This is a genomic window from Euzebya pacifica, assembly GCF_003344865.1.
In the GTDB taxonomy this organism is placed as follows: domain Bacteria; phylum Actinomycetota; class Nitriliruptoria; order Euzebyales; family Euzebyaceae; genus Euzebya; species Euzebya pacifica.
In genome coordinates, this window is record NZ_CP031165.1 from 4,228,815 (window position 1) to 4,248,429 (window position 19,615).

The window sequence follows — 19,615 nt, forward strand, 5'->3', positions numbered from 1 at the left end:
TCGGGCCGGGCCATCGGCGCCGCGCGGTCGGCGCGATCGGGGCCTCCATCGTCCATGGACGACTACGGGCGCGATTACGGCCGTGGCGGGGTCGCGCCGGTCGGGTGACCAGCCACCCCGGTCGGCGCGATCGGGGCCTCCGTCGTCCCCTGACGAGAATCGGCGCGATCGGGGCCGGGGGCGGCCGGGACGGCTGCGGAGGGGCGTGGCCCGGCCATCGCCAGCCCGGCGACGGCGAAGCCCGCGGCGGCCATGACGACGGCCGGCAGGTAGCTGCCGGTGGCCTGTGCGACGAGCCCGCCGAGCAGCGGTCCGGCAGCGGAGGCGATCCCGCCGACCGACTGCACGGCGCCGACCAACGCCCCGAGGTGGCGGGGCGGCAGCACCGAGGTCGCATGGATGCCGAACAACGGTGAGTGGGCGCCCAGCGCCGCGCCACCCACGACGGCGTAGACCGCCCCGACCACGACGGTGGTGCTGCCGCCCAGCAGGAGGCAGGCCACCACCGCGAGGACCATGACCCCAGCGAGCGGCCGACGGGACCCGAACCGCTGGACCATGCCGTCGAGTCCCACCCGGCCGAGCAGCTGGAAGAAGCCGCGGGCCCCGGCCAGCGTCGCCGCGGTGGCCAGCGGCAGGCCCAAGCTGGCCATCGTCGGCACCTGGTAGGCCAGCAGGATCGACGCGCCCACCCCATAGCCGACCGCGAACAGGAGGAGGCGGCGTACGCGCGGGTCGACCCAGGCAAGGGCGGCCGCAGCCCGCAGCGACATATCACCCTCGTCCTCGTACGCACCGGGGCCAACCGGCAGGCCGTCGTCGGCCCGACCGCCCGGGGCGATCGTCGCTCCCAGCAGGAGTCCCACGCCGGTGGTGACGGCCAGCCCCGCAAGGGTGGGCCGCCAGCCGTGGACGCCGACGGCCCAGGCGGTGATCGGCAGGAAGACGGGCGAGGCGAACGCGCCGATGATGGTCAACGGGCCGATGACGACTGCGGGACGGTCCGGTCGGAGCCGTCGAGCCGCCGCCATGGTCACGTGATAGAAGCCCGTCGCCCCGGCGAGCCCGCCGCCCACCGCGAAGGCCGCACCGAAAAGGAGCGGCGTCGTGGCCGTGCTCGCCACGCCGAGGCAGAGCGCGCCGAGGGCCCCGCCGATGGTGAACGTGATCCGCCCTCCCCTGCGGTCCAGCAGGCGGCCACCGAGGGTTGCACCGAGGCCCGCCAGCAGCTGGGCGGCGGCGTAGGCCGCACCGAGCATGCCGACGGTCCACCCGGTGTCGTCGGCGATCGGCTGGACCAGGACGCCGAAGCCGTAGAACCACCCTCCGTAGGCGGCGAGGGTGACCAGCCCCAGACCCACGACGGGTCGTCGCAGGTCAGGGGGAGGGAGGATCATCGACGCCTCCGACGACGCGGGGCGAACCCCGGGGTCAGCAGCAGCCGCCCGTGGTGGCCAGCGGCAGGCCTCCGGCGACCGGGACACCGCAGGCATCGGCGGACCCGAGCTCGGCCAGGGCGGCATCGTCCAGGCCTGTGCCCCCGCAGACGCCGGTCTCGGGCAGCTGCAGCTCGACCCGTGCCGCCGACTCGTGGTCGCCGGCGATGGCCGCCACGATGGAGCGGACCTGCTCGAACCCGGTGAGGGCGAGGAACGTCGGCGCGCGGCCGTAGCTCTTCATGCCCGCGGTGTACAGGCCCGGTTCGGGCTGGGCCAGCTCGGCCACCCCGTGGGGAGGGACGGTCCCGCAGGAGTGCACGTTGGGGTCGATGAGCGGGGCGAGCGCACGTGGGGCCTGCACCGATGGGTCGAGGTCGACCCGGAGCTCCGAGGTCAGGGTCAGGTCGGGACGGAAGCCGGTGAGCACGACGACTCGGTCGACGTCGTCGACGGTCCGGCCGTCCTCCGCGACGAGCGCCACCCGGTCGGGAGAGGAGGTGTCGCGACGTACGGCGGTCGTGCGGAATCCCTCGACGACCTCCACCAGCCCGTCCTCGATGGTCCGGGCGGCTGCCAGGCCGAGCGCACCACGACCGGCCAGCTGATCGGCGGCGCCGCCACCGAAGCTGTCGGCGGTCAGGCCGCGACGACGGATCCACGTGATGCGGGTGCCGGGCTGGCTGCGCGCCAGGTCTGCCAGGCCGATGAGCGCGGTCATGGCGGAGTGCCCGGCGCCGACGACGGCGGTGTGCCGGCCAGCGTGCTGCTGGGCGGTCGCGGGGTCGGTGGTGTCGGGGACGGCGTGGGTCAGGTGGTCGGCCAGCTCAAGCTCGCCGTCAGCCGGCAGCCCGTCGGCGCCGAGGGGGTTGGGCGAGGTGATGGTGCCCGAGGCGTCGACGATCGCGGCGGCCTGGAGGCGGAAGGTGCCCTCGGGGGTGGTGCCTCGCACGACGAACGGCTGGGTGTCCCGCCCGGTGTCGCTCAGGAGGTCCCTCCCGAGCCGCGAGACCGCGGTGACGCGGTGTCCGGTACGGACACGGTCGCTGTCGCCGCTGTTCAGGGCGTCGGCGAGCGGCTGCAGGTAGGCGTCGGCCCACTCCCCGCCGGTCGGGTAGGCGGTCGGGTTCGATTCGGTCCAGCCGGTGGGCTCCAGCAGCGCGCGGGCGGAGGGTGCGATCAGCTGCGACCACTCCGAGAACAAGCGGACGTGGCTCCAGCTGCGGACGCCGGCAGCGACGGTGTCGCCGGATTCGAGGACGACAACCGGGATCTCTCGCTGCACCAGCTCGGCAGCGGCGGCGAGGCCGATCGGACCCGCACCGATGACGACGACAGGGGTGGCGTCGGTGGGCTGGACGGCGGAGGAGTGCGTGGGAGCCGGGGTGATGGCGCTCATCGCGGGCGACCTTTCATCGAAGGAGGTGATTCATCGAAAGATGTCGATTGACGGTCGTTAATCTACGATGGTCGATGGATGAGCGCAACCGAGCTTCAGATGATTTCTTCAGCCACCGCCGACGTGTGTGGGCCGGATGGCTGCGAGCCGCCACCGGGACCGCTGGACGCGTCTGCCGCGGAGACCTACGCGTCGTGGTTCGCCACCCTGGCCGACCCGACGCGGGTGCAGGTGCTGCATGCCGTGGCCACCGCGACCAGCGGCCTGGCGGTCGGGGCGTTGGCGAGGCAGGTCGGTATCGCCCAGCCGACGGTCTCCCACCACGTCAAGCTGCTGTCGGAGGCCGGATTCGTGACGCTGGAGAAGGTCGGCACGTCGACGATCGTGCGGGTCAACGAGGCGTGCTGCTCGGGCCTGCCACATGCCGCCGACGTCGTGATGGGAACGCTCGACGCGCTTCCCTGCTGCCCTGATGACGTGCCCTCCGACGTGACCATCCGAGCCCTCGCCGACGAGGACTGGGATGACGTCCGGCGGATCATGGGCGAGGGGATCGCCACCCGGCTGGCGACCTTCGAGACCGAGGTCGCGTCGGTGGCGGCGCTGGAGGGGAAGTGGCTGGCCGACCATCGGCTGGTCGCCACGATCGACGGCGAGGTCGCCGGCTGGGCTGCGCTGTCCCCCACGTCGCCGCGGGACTGCTACTCGGGGGTCGCGGAGACCCAGGTCTACGTGGCCGAGGCGTTCCGTGGACGGCGGGTGGGTGTCGCGTTGATCGACGCGCTCGTCCGCGGCGCGGACGCGGCCGGCCTGTGGACCCTCCAGGCGGTGGTGTTCCCCGAGAACCGCGCAAGCCTGCGCCTGCACCGCTCGGCCGGCTTCCGCACCGTCGGCGTCCGCGACCGCATCGCCCAGCTCGACGGGGAATGGCGCGACACGGTGTTGATGGAACGCCGCCGATAGGAACGGAGCGGAGCGAGGGCGCGGGTCGGGGGAACTCCCCTAGGTTCGGGGGATGCGCCTGCCGTTGTTGTCCCTCGCCGCCCTCGGAGGGCTCGGCGCCCTCCTCCTCCGCCGGACCCACGACCAGATCGTGGCGAACCCCGACCCGGCCCCGCCGGAGGTGATCGGGGCCGATCCCCCCGGGCGAACGCGCTGGATCGACCGCCCCGACGGGACGCGGATCCGCGTGGTCGAGGCCGGCGAGGGCCCCACGGTCGTGCTCGCCCACGGGTTCGGGGTGTCGATCCTGGCCTGGTCGCTGGTGCAACCAGCGCTGGTCGAGGCGGGCTACCACGTCGTGGCGTTCGACTGGCGGGGCCACGGCCACACCACCATCGGTACCGACGGCGTCCAGCCCGAGGTCATCGCCGAGGACTACGTCGCCGTCTTCGAGGAGATGGACCTGACCGATACCGTCCTCGTCGGCCACTCGACCGGCGGCTACCTCGCGATCGCGACCCTGCTCGACCATCCGGCGTTCGCCGACCGCCTCGCCGGCCTGGTCCTGTTCGGCAGCTTCGCCGGCGAGGCCCTCAAGGACGCACCGCAGAACCGCCTGCAGATCCCCCTCATCAAGTCGGGCGTCTTCGGCGCGGTGCTCCGGACGGAGCTGATCGGCCTGCCGTTCGCGGCCTCCATCTACGGCCCCGATCCCAGCCCCGCGGCATGTCGGGCGTTCCTCGAGGACTTCCAGCAGACCGACCTCGAGGGGGTCCTGCCGCTGCTGGATCGGCTGGCCACCACGGGCTTCTACGAACGGCTGGGCGAGATCGACGTACCCACGGTCGTCGTCTGTGGTGAGCACGACCACACCACCCCGCGGTGGCACTCCGAGGCGCTCGGCCGCGACATCCCTGGCGCCAGGAACGTCTGGGTGGCCGGCGGCGGACACGGGATCAACTGGTCCCACCCCGAGTCGCTGGTCGAGGTGGTCAAAAGCCTGTCGTCGGCTGCCCCCATGTCGTGACGTCGGCGACGACCGCTCAGGTCCGGTGACGGACGATGGTGGCCAGCCACGCCGGCACGGGCACGTCGAGGAACGTGGCCTCGATCCCGGCCTCCGCGATGTTGACGACGTCGAAGCCGTGCCCGTCGAAGAGGTCGGTGATCTCGTTGCGGGCGATCCGTCGCGGTCCGTCGTCGCCCGGTACGCGGTCGCTGAAGCACAGCAGGTAGTAGGTCCCGCCGGGCGAGAGGACCGCACGGAGCATGTCCCGGAGGCGGGGCCGCGCGTCGTCGGGCAGCACGTGGAAGAACCCGCTGTCGAGGACCACATCGAAGGTCTCGCCGAGGTCGTCGATCTCGAGCGCATCTCGCGCCAGGAACCTGGCGTCGAGGCCGCGTTCGAGCGCCTTCGCCCTCGCCTGCTCGATGGCGGTGGGTGCGATGTCGACACCGGTAGCGGTCGACCCGAACGCTGCGGCCAGCAGGGCGTGCTCTCCCGTCCCGCAGCCGAGGTCCAGCACCCGACCGTCCAGCGCGCCGGAGTCGGCCAGCGCGACGAGGGGAGCCTGCGCACGGCCGATGTCCCATGGCGGGGTCTCGTCGTAGGACGCGTCCCAGTCCTCGGGCAACTGGCGCCCACCCCGCGGCTGGCCGGCGTCCCGTGTACCGGCCGGGTGGCCGACCTCCTGCAGGACCCAGGTGTTGCCGTCGGGGTCGGCGAAGTCGGCGAACGACACGTAGTCCCGATGATCGGGGTCGGCCCCCGGCCGCCAGCCCTCCTTCGCCATGTGCCGGATCTCGCTGACGTCCACTCCCCTGTCCACGAGCAACCCGCGGGCAGCCACGATGTCGGCGACGACAAGGTGGGTCCCCTGGACGGGGTCGCGATCGGGATCGCCGATACCGACCCCGAAGCTGACCGAGCATGCGGAGCCCGGCGGGTCCATCTGGACCACGCGGAACTCGTCGTTGGGCTGGTGGTCGACCTTGACCGACCAGCCGAGCTGCTCGGCGTAGAAGGCCTTGGCCCGGTCGACGTCGGCGACGGGCAGCAGGACGAGCTCGAGGCGGAAGTCCATCACGAGTCGGTGATGGCCGCCCAGAGCCGCTCGGGGCTCGTGCGGATGTCGATCTCGTACACCGTCTCCATCGTGTTCTCCATCGCGTGCTCGAGCGGTCGTGGACCAGCCTGATCGGGACGCGGTAGGTGATCAAGCGGTCACATGCACAGGGTCGAGTCAAGGACGATGGCACGGCACAACACAGAAGTGACCGCCCCCGGAGGGGCGGTCACGTCCGTTCTCTGGAAGGAGACTGCGGGGTTACTCGGGCAGCTGCCCGTCGGCGTTGGCGAGGTGTGCGCGGACGAACCACTGCTGCATCTCGAGGGCCTCGGTCTGGCCGACGAGCATGTCGTGGCTGACCAGGTCCATTTCCTCGAGCTCGTGCATGACCTTGCGGTGGTCACCGATCAGGCCGGTGTACACAGCGTCCAGTGCCTTGAGGTGGGTCTCCACGCTGGCGCGGCGGATGTCGTACTCGTCCCAGGTGCGGGTGGAGGCGACGTGGCCCGGTGTACCGATGGGCTGGCCACCGAGGGCAGCGATGCGCTCGGCGACCTCGTCGGTGAACTCACGGACGGTGTCGACGTGGGGGTCGAGCATCTCGTGGACGCCGATGAAGTTCGGGCCGACGACGTTCCAGTGCACGTGCTTGAGGGTCAGCTGGAGGTCGATCAGCGCAACGAGGCGCTCCTGCAGGTGGGTGCGGATCTTCTCGGCGGTGGCCTCATCGAGTCCAGCATTGGGCCAAGCGGCCATGTGGATCATCTCCTTGGAGTGGCGGGGGGGTGAGTCACCGCAACACATAGCCCCGCGTCGGCGGTCTCAAACCGTCCGAACGATCGACGGACACCTCCGTGGCCGAACACGACGACACCCCGCCGGCAGCAGCCAGCGGGGTGTCGGGGGAGCTGAAGGTCCTAGCCCTTTCCCGTTGACGCTGCTTCTTAGCGGACGGACTCGGAAGTCACGACATGTTCTGGCCGTTTACCCCAAGAACCCGTAACGCCCGGAACGACGATCTGGCTATGCCTCTTGTTTGCCTCTGACACGAAGTCCTCTAACGTCATCACCCATAATTCGCGAGGGGCGTCCGCTGCGCCGTGCGGGAAGAGGAGGCCCCGACGTGCTTCCGGCACAAACATCCCCCAAGCACCGTAGGTGTCGCCAGTTCCGACGACAGGAAGGTGAGTCATGATCGTCCGGTCGCCCCCCACAGGCACACGAATTCCGACGTCCGCTGACTGCGGGTCTACATACAACTCCATCAACCATGGGTTAACTCGTCCAGGTTCTGCGACATAGCGAAACCGTTGCCCTTCAGACTGAGCCACAACTGCGAATCCTCCGACAGTCGCCCCCGTCTGAGCCATGGGGTCCAGCATCCCTACGAGTGTGGACGCCATGAGGAACGTCTCCGACGTCTCGTCACCAATTTCTTCTCGGCGCGGCGCGTACCGCGCCTGAAAAGTGCTGAAGGCGCTCTGGTCACCGATCCATGCGTTTCCCACTTCGGTCCGGTCTTCTATGCTCCCCGCTCGCACCGTCCACAGTCTGGGCCCCTGCTCCCCCGTTGAGGCGACCAAGAACGTGTGGGCCTTCTGCTCCCGCAAAGACTCTAACAGGTCAGGCAGGAGGTGAGTCGCGCATTCCATAGCCCACCGCAATGCCCTGTCGGGGTCGCTGCCCGCGACCCCGATGCAAAGGTCTTCGCGGGGAAGCATGACCTTGCGCATACAGTTGGCAGCGTCGTAGACGTGACGATTGGCTCTCTCGTCTCCTAGGTCATTCGTAACCTTCGTGTCTCCGACGACCGAAATACTGCCGTCCCTAATCCTGGCAACGACAAGAGTCAATACCACCACTGCCTTTCGAGAAGGACGTCTGACCCAATTTAGTTAGTTGCTCGGCAGCGACAACGCCCCGCCGGCAACTGCCAGCGGGGCGTGAGGTTTGCATCGACGGATCTAGCCCTTGCGCTTGTTGATCTCTTCGACCAGCGGCGGGATGACCTTGTACAGGTCGCCCACGATGCCGATGTCGGCGATCGAGAAGATCGGGGCCTCGCCGTCCTTGTTGATGACGGCGATGGTCTGGCTGGTCTGCATGCCGGCGCGGTGCTGGATGGCACCGGAGATACCGCTGGCCACGTACAGGCTCGGGGACACGGTCTTCCCGGTCTGGCCGATCTGGTGGTTGTGGGGGATCCAGCCGGCGTCCGTCGCCGCGCGGGACGCACCGACGGCGCCGCCGAGCGCGTCGGCCAGCTCGCCGACGAGGTCGAAGCCCTCGGCGTTGCCCAGGCCACGACCGCCGGAGACGATGATCGCCGCCTCGGTCATCTCCGGACGACCCGAGGACTCGGCCTCGACGCGGTCGGAGATCTTGGCGCGGGTGGCGCTCTCGGGCAGGGACACGTCCAGGGTGGTGACCTCGGCAGCGCCGCCGCCGGAGGACTCCGCCTGGAAGCTGTTGGCCTTCACACCCACGAACTGGGTGCGGTCGCCCTGCACCTGGCAACGGGAGCTCATGTCGCCACCGAAGATGGCCTTGGTGGCCACCATCCGGTCGCCGTCGAGCTCGAGGTCGACGGCGTCGGCCACGACGCCACCGCCGACGCGGACCGCGCAGCGGGCAACGACGTCGGTGACGAAGGGGTCTGCGGCGTACAGCACGATCGACGCGCCGGAGGCCTCGATGGCCGCAGCAAGCGCCGCAACCTTCGGCTCGGTGGCGTAGTCGTCGGCCTCGGCACCTTCCCAGACCAGCGCCTTGGTCGCGCCGTACTCGCCGACCTTGTCGGCAGCCGCGGCAGCACCTGCGCCGAACAGCGCAGCGATGACGTCGCCGTCACCCTTGGCCTTGGCAGCGGTTAGGATCTGGTTGGAGATCTTCTTCGGGGTTCCTGCGTCGTGCTCGACGAGGACGAGGATGTCAGTCATGTTCGATGCTCCTTGTGGCGTCTCGTCTGACTAGATGAACTTCTTCTCGACCAGGAAGTCGACGAGCGCCTTGGCACCCACCTGCCCGGTTCCGTCGTCCTCGATCTTCTCGCCGGCCTCCTTGGGGGGCTTGGGCGTGGCCTCGAGGACCTTGGTGGCCGACCCGGCGTGGCCGGCGTCGTCGGCGGACAGGCCGATGGCGGCCAGGTCCTTGGTCTCCAGCGGCTTCTTCTTGGCCGCCATGATCCCCTTGAAGTTGGGGTAGCGCGGCTCGTTGATGGCCTCGACGACGGAGACGACGGCCGGAAGGGTGGTCTGCACGGTCTCGTGGCCACCGGCGGTCTCGCGGTCGGCCTCGACCGCACCGTCGTCACCGACGGCAAGGCGCTTGGCGTAGGTCAGCGCCGGCACGTCGAGGAACTCCGCCAGCATCGCGGGGACCAGCATCGACCGCGCGTCGGAGGACTGGTTGCCCATGATGATGAGGTCCCACTCCTCGTCCTTCAGCGCGGCGGCCAGGACGCGGGCGGTGGCCACGGCGTCGGAGCCGGCAACGGCCTCGTCGGTGATCTGGATCGCGGCGTCGAGGCCGTAGGACAGCGCCTTGCGGACGGTCTGCTGGGCCGTGTCGGGCCCCATGCAGAGGGCCACGATCTCGACGTCGTCGCGGGACTCCTTGATCCGCAGCGCCTCCTCGATGGACCACTCGTCGTTGGCGTTGAGGATGGCCTCGACCGAATCGCGGTCGACGGTCAGGTCCTCGGTGACCTTCTTCTCTGCGGCCGTGTCCGGCACGCGCTTGACCGGGCAGATGATTCGCACGGTGATTTGCCTCACAGTCGTTGGGGACGGAAAGAGAACGGGGCGAGCGTCGGCGTCTGGCTGGATGCACGTCGGACCCGCTGGGTCTGGTTACCGAACGGTAACATCGCGATGCCGTCGTCCCGAAATCGTGGCGGAGCCTACCCACCTGCGGGCCCGACTCCCACATCGGCGTAGTCCAGCTCCTCCGCAACCCCCCGCTCCGGACCCTCCTGCAGCGCCGCGGAGAACCCCGGCCGGGTCGGCCACAGCTGCAGGTCCTGGGCCGGTCCGCCGCGGTCGACACCGCCCCACAGCAGCAGCTGCTGGCCGGTCCACCAGACCCGGCCACCGGCCCGCGGGGTGGTCGGCAACGACATCGCCCAGCCGCTGTCCGGCACCCAGGCCGCGAAGAGCGGCGTGGTGAGCCCGCCCACGAAGACGGCGCGATCGCCGTCCCACGTGCCGACCAGGCCGCCCAGCGTCCGAACCTGCGCCAGGTCTGGCATGGCGACGAAGTCCTCGGGCAGCGGCGGCAGCCTGCGCCAGTCCCCCTCGTCCAGGCGCAGGGCCCACCCACGGGCGTAGGGATCGTCCCCCTCCGCGGCGCGACCACCGAGGACGACGACCTCCTCCCCCGTCCACACCGCGGCTGCCTGCTCCACGCCGGAAGGCGGCGGCGCACCCGCCGTCAGCTCCCGCCAGCCTCGGTCCCCGTCCCAGGCCAACGCGCCGGCGGCAGCCTCGCCGTCCGGACGCGACAACGTCCCCACCACCACCAGGGAGGGTCCCGCCGCGAACGCCTGCCAGCGCAACGACCCCGGCAACGACGGCGCGGCCAGGTCGACCCAGGCCCCCGAGACCTCGTCGAGCTCCAGCGCATCGACACCGTCAGCAGCGGCCCGGACCAGGACCACACGACCGTCGACGTCGACCAGCTGGGACTGGTCCGCCACCGCGCCCGGGACCGGGGGCAGCTCGCGCCACACCGCTGCGACCACGTCCAGGGCGTGCACCGCAGCCGTCGGGCCACACCCGGCGCACGACGTCGGCCCGTAGGTGATGACGTCACCATCGCTGAAGGCCACCGACTCGACCTCCAGCGCACCGGCGGGATGGGGTGGCAACGACGTCCAGGCGTCCGCCAGGGACGCGTCGAGGTCCAGCTGGGCCACCTCGGGGGTGAACCCGACCAGCAGCCGATCCCCGGTCCACACCGACGCACCCGGATTGAAGCCGTTGACCGGTGGGCGGGCGCCGAACGTCGTCCACGTCCCCCCACGGACGGCCTCGGCGTACTCCTCCGGGGTCACCGGCAACGGCGCCTTGTCGAAGGCCGCCAGCGGACCGTCCGGCTGGGGCGTGGTTGCGGGGCTGCGGACCAGCAGGCCGACGCCCATGACCAGCAGGAGGAGGACGAGCGCGCCGCGGCCCCCACCCGCAGGTCGGCTCGGCTCGGCCATGCCCCCACCGTAGGTCGACAGCCGGCGGCCGGACTACGCTGCCCACCCGATGACCTCACCTGCCCGACCCACTGACCCCGCCGACGCTGCCGATGCAGCCGATGCAGCCGACGCCCAGCTGCCCCTGACCGGCGAGCGGACCATCCCCGGGGTTCCCGAGGAGAACTACTGGTTCCAGCGGCATGTCGTCGCCTACCGGTTCGCGGCCACCCGCTGCGTCGGCAAGCGCGTCGTCGACTCGGGATCGGGCGAGGGCTACGGCACCGCCATGCTGGGTGCCGTCGCCGCCACCGCCACCGGCGTGGAGCTGGTCGAGCCCGTCGCCGACCACGCCCGCCGGCGCTACGCCAGTCAGCCGGACGGCAACGCACGCGTCGACTTCCTGACCGCCGACATCTGCGACACGGGCCTGCCGACCGGCGAGACCGACGTCGTGGTCAACCTGCAGGTCATCGAGCACCTGCCCGACGTCGGCCGCTTCCTCGGCGAGCAGCGGCGCATCCTCCGCCCGGGCGGTGAGCTCATCGTCGCCACCCCCAACCGGTTGACCTTCACGCCACACAGCCACGAGCCGACCAACGTCTTCCACGTCGAGGAGTTCTCACCCGTCGAGCTGGTCGAACGGCTGACCGACGTCGGCGGCTTCGCGGTCACGCGGCTGCTCGGCCTGCACCACGGCGCCCGGATCACCGCAGCCGAGGACGCCACCGGACAGGCCTTCACCGACCTGGTGCTGCAACCCATCGATGAGTGGCCCCGCTGGCTGCACGCCCTCGTGCGACGGATCGGCCCTCGCGACTTCGTGTGGTCCGAGGACGACCTCGAGGACAGCCTCGACCTGCTGGCGGTCTGCACGACCTGACCCGCCAGCACGCCGGGACCGACAGCTCCGAGCCCGTCAGCCGATCTGCTTGTCCATGCCCTCCCAGTAGGGCTGGCGGAGCTTGTACTTCTGCAGCTTGCCAGTGGCCGTCCGTGCCAACTCCTCGCGGAACTCGACCTTGGTCGGGCACTTGTAGTGGGCCAGCGTCTGGCGGCAGTGGTCGATGACGTCCTGCTCGGTCAGCTCCGCACCCGGGGTGGGCAGCACCAACGCGATGACGGTCTCGCCCCACTTCTCGTCGGGCACCCCGATCACCGCGACTTCCGCGACGTCGGGGTGGGCGAAGATGACGTCCTCGACCTCGATCGACGACACGTTCTCGCCGCCGGAGATGATGACGTCCTTCTTGCGGTCGGTGATCGCGAGGTAGCCCTCGTCGTCGATGACCCCGCCGTCGCCGGTGTGGAACCAGACCTCCCCGTCGTCGGCCTCCCGCAGTGCATCCGCCGAGGACTCGGGGTTGTCCCAGTAGCCGGCGAGGATGTGGTTGCCGCGGGCCAGGACCTCACCGTCGCGGGCGGTGTCGATCGTGATGCCGATGGTCGGCGCACCGGCGCGGCCGAGCTTCTCGGCCCGTTCGTGGGGCGTCAGGTCGTCCCACTCCTGCCGGCAGCGGTTCATCGTCACCAGCGGGGCGGTCTCGGTGAGGCCGTAGATCTGGATGAACTCCCAGCCGAGCTCGGTCTCGACCCGTTCGATGGTGCGGGTGGGTGGCGGGGCACCAGCGACGATGACACGGACGCGGTCGCGGCCGGGCACCGGGCCGTCCCAGCTCGGCGCCGCATCCAGGACGGCGTTGATGACCGCCGGAGCGGCGCACATCAGGGTGACGCCGTGGCGCTCGACCCGGCGCAGGATCTCCATGCCATCCACCTTGCGCAGCACGATGTGCGGCACCCCCATACCGGTGACGGTGTAGAGCATCCCCCACCCGTCGCAGTGGAACATCGGGAGGGTGTGCAGGTAGACGTCGCGATCGGTGACCGCGGCGTGCCAGCCGAAGGTGACGGCGTTGGTCCAGCGGGCCCGGTGGGTCTGCTGCACGCCCTTGGGCCGGGCGGTCGTGCCGGAGGTGTAGTTGATCGACGCGGTCGCGTCCTCGTCGGGGGTCCACGGCTGCGGGGTGCCGTCCCAGTCGTACAGCAGCGCGTCGGACTCCTGGCCGAGGACGGCGAACCGGTCGACCTCGATGTCGGCGAGCGTGGACTCCAGCTCCGGGTCGACCAGCAGCATCTCCGCGCCGGACTGCTTGACGATGTAGTCGACCTCGTCGCGCTGCAGGCGGAAGTTGATCGGCACGAAGACCCGGCCGTTGCCGCTGACCCCGAAGAACGCCGACAGCAGCCGCGCGGAGTTGTGGCTGACCATCGCCACGCGACCGCCCATCGGCACGCCCAGCTTGTCCAGTCCCGCCCCCATGGCCCGACGGTGCTCGCCGAGGTCGCGGTAGGTCAGGTCGGGCAGCGGCGGTGCCGGCTGGTCAGGCTCGTCCACGATCGCCAGCCGATCGGGGTAGACCGCAACCGCGCGGTCCAGGAAATCGTTGATGGTCAACGGAACCTTCATGTGGATGCCCTCCAGATGTGCCGGTGCTCGGTTCGCGACGAACGGTGCGAACCCTAGTGCGTCGCAGACCCGGAGGGAGCCGGGCCCGCGAAGCCCCAACGGGTGCTCAGACGAGGTGCTGGACGAACCAGTCACGCTGCGCGGGTGCGTTGACGGCGAACGCCTCGTCGACGTAGGCGTCGAAGTGGCCGCCGTCCAGCGCGAGGAAGCGCTTGGGTTCCAGCGCCTGCTCGTAGGCCCGGGCGGCGAGGTCGAAGGGGGTCAGGTGGTCCCCCCGGGCAGCAACGAGCAGCAGCGGAGTGGGCGAGATGCGACCGATGTACTCCGCGGGTTCGTACTCGGTGAACAGCTCCACGGAGTGCAGCGTCACCTCGTTGCGCCAGCCCTTGCCCCGGTCCGGTGACAGCTCGGTGAAGAAGCTGTGGGTGTCCGCGGTCGGCAACGCGCAGGGCTCTCCCTCGGGTGCGGTCACAGGCATGACGGCCGGCGGCTGTCCTGCCATGCGTGCCACCCGATCGGCATCGAACCCCTCGCGCAGACCCGCCCACATGTCACCGCGGATCAGCCGGCGGGCCGACTCCAGCCCGTAGGTGAGCGGCACCTGCGACACGACACACTTCACGCGTCGATCGATGGCGCCGACGACCAGCACATGGCCACCGGCGTAGCTCGATCCCCAGATGCCGATCCGGTCGGCGTCGACGGCGTCCTGCTGCTGCGCCCAGGTGATGGCGTCGCGGTAGTCGTTGATCTGCAGTCGCGGGTCGATGTGCTGGCGCGGCTCGCCCTCGCTGTCGCCGAAGCCGCGATGGTCGAACACCACGACACCGAGGCCGGCCGCGGCGAAGGTCTCGGCGAAGTCGTCCAGGTACATCTCCTTGGTGGCGGAGAAGCCGTGGGCCATGACCACCGTCGGTGCCGGTCCGTCCACCCCTTCTGCCTCGTAGCGCCAGCCCCTGAGCGCCACCCCGTCGGTGGTGATGAATTCGATGTCGTGTCGCATCCGTGGTCCTCCTGCATCGTCGGCTACCCGGACCGGCTCGGCCCGTCGTCGCAGCCTCGGCCGGCCGGCAACACGACGCTTGTCGCGCAGCGCACGATCCTTGACACTGGGCGAAGCGGCTCGAGCCGATGCCGCACCGAGGAGGGTTCCCCGCACGTGACGGCCGCCGTGGCCCCGGACTGGACCACCGCCGACCTGCCCGTGGTCGAGCGGGCGGACGGGGTCCGCGAGGCCCTCGGCCGCACCCACCTCCCGTGGGAGCTGGACTTCCGGGACGACGCGCCTGTCGAGTGCCAGCTGACCACCCATGGCCTGGCCGACGGCACGCTGGTCGAGTGCCGCAGCGGGCTCCTCGGCGGGCGACGGCGACCCGGACGAACCGGGATCGCGGACGAGCACGTGGGCCTGCTGGTGGTGCTCGAGGGGCGCGAGCAGGTCCGGCAGGGCGAGGTGGCCGTGGACCTCCGCGCTGGCGACGCCCTGCTGTGGCGTTCGGGGCTGCCTGCCTCCTTCAGGGTCCTCGAACCGCTGCACAAGCTGACCCTGCTGCTCCCCGCCGAACGCCTGGTCGGGGTCCAGCCGGGCCCCGTGGAGCTGCCCGCGTCCCGGGCCATGACGGGACTGTTGACCAGCCACCTGCGCGCCCTTGCGGGGCTGGCTCGTCAGGTGCCTGCGGCGCAGACAGGCTTCGTGGTCGACGTGGCCCTGGACCTGCTTCGCCGTGCGGTCCGACCCGCGGGCGATCAGGCCTCACGCCACGACCGACTGGTCCGCGACGCGGTGTCGATCATCGAGGCCTCGCTGGACGACCCGTCGCTGTCCCCCGGCAGCATCGCCGATCGCCTCGGCGTCTCACCCCGTTGGCTGCACGCGGCGTTCGCCGAGACCGAGGAGACCGTGTCGGCCACCATCCGGCGTCGACGGCTCGAGCGGGTGCGCCGCGACCTCGCCGATCCGGCCATGGCCGACGCCACCATCACCACCATCGCGTTCCGGTGGGGATTCACCGACGCCGCCACGCTGAGCCGACAGTTCCGCCGGACGTTCGGCACAACACCCTCGGCGTACCGCGCGACGGGACGCTGAGGCGGAAACCGGGCAGCGCCGGCCGGCGGGTTACCCTCCGATGTCCATGCCTTCCCCGCCCCGCCTCCCCCACGGGCCGACCGAGCGCGTCCCCACCGACCACGGACCCGGCCGTCGATGACCGGATCCGTCGCGTTCGTGCTGCACAGCCACCTGCCCTGGTTCCGGCGCAACGGCACCTTTCCCGTGGGCGAGGAATGGCTGTTCCAGTCGTGGTCGGAGTCCTACCTGCCGCTGATCGACGTGCTGGAGCGGCTGGCCGCCGACGGACACCGCGACCTGCTGACCCTCGGCATCACCCCCGTGCTGGCCGAGCAGATGGCCGACCCGTACCTGCTGGAGGAGTTCCACGGGTGGCTCGGCCGTCGGCTGCTGGACCTGCAGTGGACCCGCTCCGCCGCCCCGGCCCACGACAAGGCCGCCCTCGGCGAGGTGTGGGCCCACCACTGGACCCGCCAGACCCGCCTCCTGGAACAGCTGGAAGACGGGCTGCTCACCGAGGGGTTGGTCGCGCCCCTCGCCCGGCTGGCCGACGCCGGCGTCATCGAGCTGCTCGGCGGGCCGGCCACCCACCCGTACCTGCCGCTCATGGACTCCCCCGACCTCATCCGTGGCCAGATCGCCGACGGACTGGCCACCGCTGAACGGCTCTTCGGCCACCGACCCACGGGCGTGTGGACCCCCGAGTGCGGCTACCGACCCGCGGGGCGCGTCGCCGACCCGACCGCCCCGCCGCAGCACGTCATGCCCGACGGCACCCCGATCCTGCGTCCGTCCGAGGCGGACCTGCCGGGACTCGAGGCGTTCTGGGCCGAAGCCGGTGTGGACCACTTCGTGCTGGACGGCCCGACGCTGGCCCGGGCGGCCGGCGCCCCCCAGCGGGACTGGTCGACCCTGGCCAGGGTCATGCACCCGGTCGGCGACCCCCTGGACGTGCTGGACGGTCCCGTGTGGATCGGCGACTCCGACGTGGCCGCGTTCGGTCGCAACCTGGCGGTTTCCTACGCCGTGTGGAACCCCCACGGCGGGTATCCGGCCGACGAGTGGTACCGCGACTTCCACATGATCGACCTCGAGGGCGGCTACAAGTCGTGGCGGGTCACCGACACCACCTCGCTGGCCAAGCAGCCCTACAGTCCCGACGCTGCCGCCGAGCGCGTGCGAGCCCATGCCGCGGACTTCGTCTCGCTGATCCGCAGCCACCTCGATCCCCGCCCGGACGGGGCCACCGTCGTCGCGGCCTACGACACCGAGCTGTTCGGCCACTGGTGGTACGAGGGACCGCAGTGGCTGGAGGCGGTCTTCCGCGGCCTCGCCGACACCACGGCCGTCCGGCCCACGACGCTGCGTCGCCGCCTGGACGACCGACCACCCACCATGAGGCTGGCGTTGCCGGAGTCCTCGTGGGGCTGGGGCAAGGGGCACGCCGCATGGGTCACCGACGAGACCCGCTGGATCTGGTCGGCCATCCGTGAGGCGGAAGCCCGGTTCATGGGCCTGCCCGAGGGGTCGTCGCGCGACGCGGCCTGGCGACAGCTGGTCCTCCTGCAGGCGTCGGACTGGCCGTTCATGATCGCCCGCGAGCAGTCCCCGCAGTACGCCGTGGAGCGGGTCAAGACCCACCTCGCCCGCTTCGAGCAGGCCTGTCGCGGCCACGACCTGGAGGAGCTCGCCGACATCGACGATCCCATCGGCGCAGGCGTGCCGGCGGCGATCACCCCGCCTCGGGGCTGACCGGTCGGGTCACCCCGAAGATCTTCTGAATCCCTTGCGGCCGTATCGCTGCCTTGCACTGGCGGTCGAGAACCGGCAGGTTGCGCGTGGGCGCATCCGCCCAGAGGGACAGAGAGGTATCACGTGTCGAACCAGCCACCGCCACCGTTCGGGCAGCAGCCACCACAGGGTGGGTACGACCCCGCCGGACAGCCCCCGCCGCCCGGCGGACAACCGCCCGGATTCGGCGCGCCACCCCCGGGTTTCGGCGGTCAGGGCTACGGCGAACAGGGACCGGGGGGCCAGCAGCCGCCCGGCGGTCAGGGCTTCGGCGGCCCTCCGGGGGGCGGTCCCCCTGGCTTCGGCGGCCCCCCAGGCTTCGGCGGCGGCGACTTCCAGCCACCGAAGAAGAGCAACGCTCCGATCATCTTCGGGATCATCGCGGCGCTCGTGATCATCGGCGGAGGCGTCGGCGCGTTCTTCGTCCTCAGGGGTGACGACGACGAGCCCGTCGCCGTCGCCACGACAGAAGCCACGACCGAGGCCCCCACGACCGAGGCGGCCACCGAGGCCCCCACGACGGAAGCCGCGACCGAGGACACCTCCGAGGAGGTTCCGCCGGCCCCGCCCGCGCCGACCCCGCCGCCCGCGCCGTCGATCCCGGAGGCCACCGAGGCGCCCACGACGGAAGCCGCGCCGGCAGCGCCGCCCGGTGGCGCCGATGACATGTCGATGGGCGAGAGCGCCAACGGTGAGATCACCGATGCCGTCCCGTCGGTGGACTTCTTCTTCGACGCAGCCTCCGGTGCGGCCGTGGAGATCTCCATGATCGCCCTGGCCGACAGCCTCGACCCCGTCCTCCGCCTGTACGACCCCTCGGGCGCTCTGGTCGACGAGAACGACGACTTCGACTTCTCCGAGAGCCGCAACTCCCGGATCTCCACGACCCTGCCGGCCGACGGGCAGTACCGCATCGAGGCCACCTCCTTCGCGGGCACCACCGGGCCGTTCGAGATCACGTTGACGTTCCCGTCAGTGCTGACCGACTCCGACGAGCTGTCGGAGGCCGTGCCCGAGATCTCCTACGAGTACGACGGCGTCGTCGGCCAGCGCATCCGCATCGACATGGTGGGCACGAACGAGGGCACCGACCCGCTGCTGCGCCTGATCGGCCCGGACGGCAGCGAGGTCGCCCAGGACGACGACGGCGGCGAGGGCCTCAACGCCCGGTTGGAGTACACCATCGACGTGCCCGGGACCTACACGGTCGTCGCCACGGCGTTCGCCAGCGGCTACGGCCCCTACGAGATCACGCTGACGGAGTTCTGACCGTCGTCGTCGGCGGATCCACCATCCGCCGACACGTCAGCGGACACATCGTCGGGCCGGTCCTCGGCCCGACGATGCTGGTCTCCGGGCGGTGTTGCGCCGGCTGACGAAACGTCCTCGGGCAGACCGTCCTCCGCTGGTTCCTCGTCGGCGTCGGACCTGCTCGCGCGGTTCTTGAGCGCCCGATCCTTCAGGACCCCGTCGACGCGTTCGGCACCCTCCTCGACCAGCCGGCGGATCATCCGCAACGGCTGGCGGACGGCATCGTCGGCACGCTCGACGAGCCAACCGAACGGGTACGCCCATGCATGCATGTCCGCGGGCTGGGATCGGGCGACGCTGGCGATCCACTGGCCCGCCGGGGTGTCGGGCTGCTCGGCATCGGGTTCGGGGATGGGCACGTCGACCCGGTAGACCCCTGCCTCCTCGCGCACGAACGTGCCGTCGAGCTGGGCGAAGATCTCCAGCATCGCCTTGTTCTCTGCCAGGACGTAGTTGCGGAACGTCCGGATGCCGCGTTCCCAGGCGAGCGGTTCGAGCTTGCCGAGCAGGGTGGTGCCGATACCACGCCCCTGGTAGTCGTCGAGGACGGTGATGGCCGCCTCGGCGATCGTGGGGTCCTCCGCGAGGCGGATGTAGCGCGCCACGCCGATGCCGGGGGCGCCCTCGAGGTCCGGGTCCAGGGCGATCAGCGCCTCGTGGTCGTGGTGGTCGACCTCGGTGAGGTAGGCCAGCTGCGAGGACGAAAGCCGCTGCACGGCGCTGTGGAAGCGCAGGTAGCGCGAACGGGGGGACAGCAGCTGCAGGCCCTCCTCGATACGCGTCCGGTCAGTCGGACGGATCGGTCGGACCCACATGCGCGTGCCGTCGCGCAGGCGCACCTCGTCGACCGAACGAGGGTCCTCGTCGGTGCTGGCCTTGGTTCGATCGGAACGGCGAAGGTCGTTCATCAGGAGAAACGGTAGCTGTAGCAAGCACCCAACATG

16 protein-coding genes are annotated in these 19,615 nt (G+C 70.8%); 6 read left to right on the forward strand and 10 right to left on the reverse strand.

From position 1 onward, the window contains the following. Positions 1-74: 74 nt before the first annotated feature. Together DVS28_RS18085 and DVS28_RS18090 are read right to left on the reverse strand one after the other, a co-directional pair. Complete coding sequence (locus tag DVS28_RS18085; RefSeq protein WP_164710725.1) at positions 75-1,397, reverse strand: MFS transporter; 1,323 nt, start codon at positions 1,395-1,397, stop codon at positions 75-77. A gap of 34 nt (positions 1,398-1,431) precedes the next feature. Further along, complete coding sequence (locus tag DVS28_RS18090; RefSeq protein ID WP_114592711.1) at positions 1,432-2,835, reverse strand: FAD-dependent oxidoreductase; 1,404 nt, start codon at positions 2,833-2,835, stop codon at positions 1,432-1,434. 78 nt (positions 2,836-2,913) lie between these two features. Between DVS28_RS18090 and DVS28_RS18095 the strand changes: the two genes are divergently transcribed. Together DVS28_RS18095 and DVS28_RS18100 are read left to right on the forward strand one after the other, a co-directional pair. Further along, positions 2,914-3,798, forward strand: a complete 885-nt coding sequence (locus DVS28_RS18095; RefSeq protein ID WP_216826132.1) for a helix-turn-helix domain-containing GNAT family N-acetyltransferase — start codon at positions 2,914-2,916, stop codon at positions 3,796-3,798. A 52-nt stretch (positions 3,799-3,850) separates the two neighbouring features. Further along, entirely contained in the window at positions 3,851-4,804 is a 954-nt protein-coding gene (locus DVS28_RS18100; protein ID WP_114592712.1) for an alpha/beta fold hydrolase, read from the forward strand. A gap of 16 nt (positions 4,805-4,820) precedes the next feature. On the opposite strand, the gene DVS28_RS29270 is transcribed toward DVS28_RS18100, so the two are convergent. The 5 genes from DVS28_RS29270 to DVS28_RS18135 form a co-directional block, all read right to left on the reverse strand. After that, entirely contained in the window at positions 4,821-5,861 is a 1,041-nt protein-coding gene (locus tag DVS28_RS29270; protein ID WP_216826133.1) for a methyltransferase domain-containing protein, read from the reverse strand. A 243-nt stretch (positions 5,862-6,104) separates the two neighbouring features. Next, the gene (locus tag DVS28_RS18115; protein ID WP_114594261.1) at positions 6,105-6,602 is read right to left on the reverse strand and encodes a Dps family protein; all 498 of its coding nucleotides are present in this window, start codon (positions 6,600-6,602) and stop codon (positions 6,105-6,107) included. Between the two features lie 1,208 nt (positions 6,603-7,810). Further along, complete coding sequence (locus tag DVS28_RS18125) at positions 7,811-8,785, reverse strand: electron transfer flavoprotein subunit alpha/FixB family protein (RefSeq protein ID WP_114592714.1); 975 nt, start codon at positions 8,783-8,785, stop codon at positions 7,811-7,813. 30 nt (positions 8,786-8,815) lie between these two features. Beyond that, positions 8,816-9,607, reverse strand: a complete 792-nt coding sequence (locus DVS28_RS18130; protein ID WP_114592715.1) for an electron transfer flavoprotein subunit beta/FixA family protein — start codon at positions 9,605-9,607, stop codon at positions 8,816-8,818. Positions 9,608-9,747: 140 nt separating this feature from the next. Then, positions 9,748-11,049, reverse strand: coding sequence for a Kelch repeat-containing protein (locus tag DVS28_RS18135; RefSeq protein ID WP_114592716.1), 1,302 nt, complete (start codon positions 11,047-11,049; stop codon positions 9,748-9,750). A 49-nt stretch (positions 11,050-11,098) separates the two neighbouring features. Here DVS28_RS18135 and DVS28_RS18140 point away from each other — a divergent pair, with 49 nt between their 5' ends. Further along, entirely contained in the window at positions 11,099-11,911 is an 813-nt protein-coding gene (locus DVS28_RS18140; protein ID WP_114592717.1) for a class I SAM-dependent methyltransferase, read from the forward strand. A 36-nt stretch (positions 11,912-11,947) separates the two neighbouring features. Here the strand turns inward: DVS28_RS18140 and DVS28_RS18145 are convergent, their stop codons facing one another. Both DVS28_RS18145 and DVS28_RS18150 read right to left on the reverse strand, forming a co-directional pair. After that, positions 11,948-13,498 (reverse strand): AMP-binding protein, encoded by a 1,551-nt coding sequence (locus DVS28_RS18145; RefSeq protein ID WP_114592718.1) that lies wholly within the window; start codon positions 13,496-13,498, stop codon positions 11,948-11,950. A 106-nt stretch (positions 13,499-13,604) separates the two neighbouring features. Next, positions 13,605-14,501 (reverse strand): alpha/beta hydrolase, encoded by an 897-nt coding sequence (locus tag DVS28_RS18150; RefSeq protein ID WP_114594262.1) that lies wholly within the window; start codon positions 14,499-14,501, stop codon positions 13,605-13,607. Positions 14,502-14,657: 156 nt separating this feature from the next. On the opposite strand from DVS28_RS18150, the gene DVS28_RS28570 reads away from it, so the two are divergent. From DVS28_RS28570 to DVS28_RS18165, 3 genes are all read left to right on the forward strand, one after another. Next, positions 14,658-15,587, forward strand: a complete 930-nt coding sequence (locus tag DVS28_RS28570; RefSeq protein ID WP_164710726.1) for a helix-turn-helix domain-containing protein — start codon at positions 14,658-14,660, stop codon at positions 15,585-15,587. Between the two features lie 117 nt (positions 15,588-15,704). Further along, complete coding sequence (locus DVS28_RS18160) at positions 15,705-17,321, forward strand: 1,4-alpha-glucan branching protein domain-containing protein (RefSeq protein ID WP_114592719.1); 1,617 nt, start codon at positions 15,705-15,707, stop codon at positions 17,319-17,321. 123 nt (positions 17,322-17,444) lie between these two features. After that, entirely contained in the window at positions 17,445-18,629 is a 1,185-nt protein-coding gene (locus DVS28_RS18165; protein ID WP_114592720.1) for a PPC domain-containing protein, read from the forward strand. On the opposite strand, the gene DVS28_RS18170 is transcribed toward DVS28_RS18165, so the two are convergent. After that, positions 18,602-19,579 (reverse strand): GNAT family N-acetyltransferase, encoded by a 978-nt coding sequence (locus tag DVS28_RS18170; RefSeq protein WP_114592721.1) that lies wholly within the window; start codon positions 19,577-19,579, stop codon positions 18,602-18,604. The two genes, DVS28_RS18165 and DVS28_RS18170, sit on opposite strands and share 28 nt — an antisense overlap. Positions 19,580-19,615 lie beyond the last annotated feature (36 nt).

What these genes read in the sequence shown, in the direction of transcription:
- DVS28_RS18085 (WP_164710725.1), bottom strand. Translation starts at nt 1,397, where the DNA reads ATGATCCTCCCTCCCCCTGACCTGCGACGACCCGTCGTGGGTCTGGGG.
- DVS28_RS18090 (WP_114592711.1), bottom strand. Translation starts at nt 2,835, where the DNA reads ATGAGCGCCATCACCCCGGCTCCCACGCACTCCTCCGCCGTCCAGCCC.
- DVS28_RS18095 (WP_216826132.1), top strand. Translation starts at nt 2,914, where the DNA reads ATGAGCGCAACCGAGCTTCAGATGATTTCTTCAGCCACCGCCGACGTG.
- DVS28_RS18100 (WP_114592712.1), top strand. Translation starts at nt 3,851, where the DNA reads ATGCGCCTGCCGTTGTTGTCCCTCGCCGCCCTCGGAGGGCTCGGCGCC.
- DVS28_RS29270 (WP_216826133.1), bottom strand. Translation starts at nt 5,861, where the DNA reads ATGGACTTCCGCCTCGAGCTCGTCCTGCTGCCCGTCGCCGACGTCGAC.
- DVS28_RS18115 (WP_114594261.1), bottom strand. Translation starts at nt 6,602, where the DNA reads ATGGCCGCTTGGCCCAATGCTGGACTCGATGAGGCCACCGCCGAGAAG.
- DVS28_RS18125 (WP_114592714.1), bottom strand. Translation starts at nt 8,785, where the DNA reads ATGACTGACATCCTCGTCCTCGTCGAGCACGACGCAGGAACCCCGAAG.
- DVS28_RS18135 (WP_114592716.1), bottom strand. Translation starts at nt 11,049, where the DNA reads ATGGCCGAGCCGAGCCGACCTGCGGGTGGGGGCCGCGGCGCGCTCGTC.
- DVS28_RS18140 (WP_114592717.1), top strand. Translation starts at nt 11,099, where the DNA reads ATGACCTCACCTGCCCGACCCACTGACCCCGCCGACGCTGCCGATGCA.
- DVS28_RS18145 (WP_114592718.1), bottom strand. Translation starts at nt 13,498, where the DNA reads ATGAAGGTTCCGTTGACCATCAACGATTTCCTGGACCGCGCGGTTGCG.
- DVS28_RS18150 (WP_114594262.1), bottom strand. Translation starts at nt 14,501, where the DNA reads ATGCGACACGACATCGAATTCATCACCACCGACGGGGTGGCGCTCAGG.
- DVS28_RS18160 (WP_114592719.1), top strand. Translation starts at nt 15,705, where the DNA reads ATGACCGGATCCGTCGCGTTCGTGCTGCACAGCCACCTGCCCTGGTTC.
- DVS28_RS18170 (WP_114592721.1), bottom strand. Translation starts at nt 19,579, where the DNA reads ATGAACGACCTTCGCCGTTCCGATCGAACCAAGGCCAGCACCGACGAG.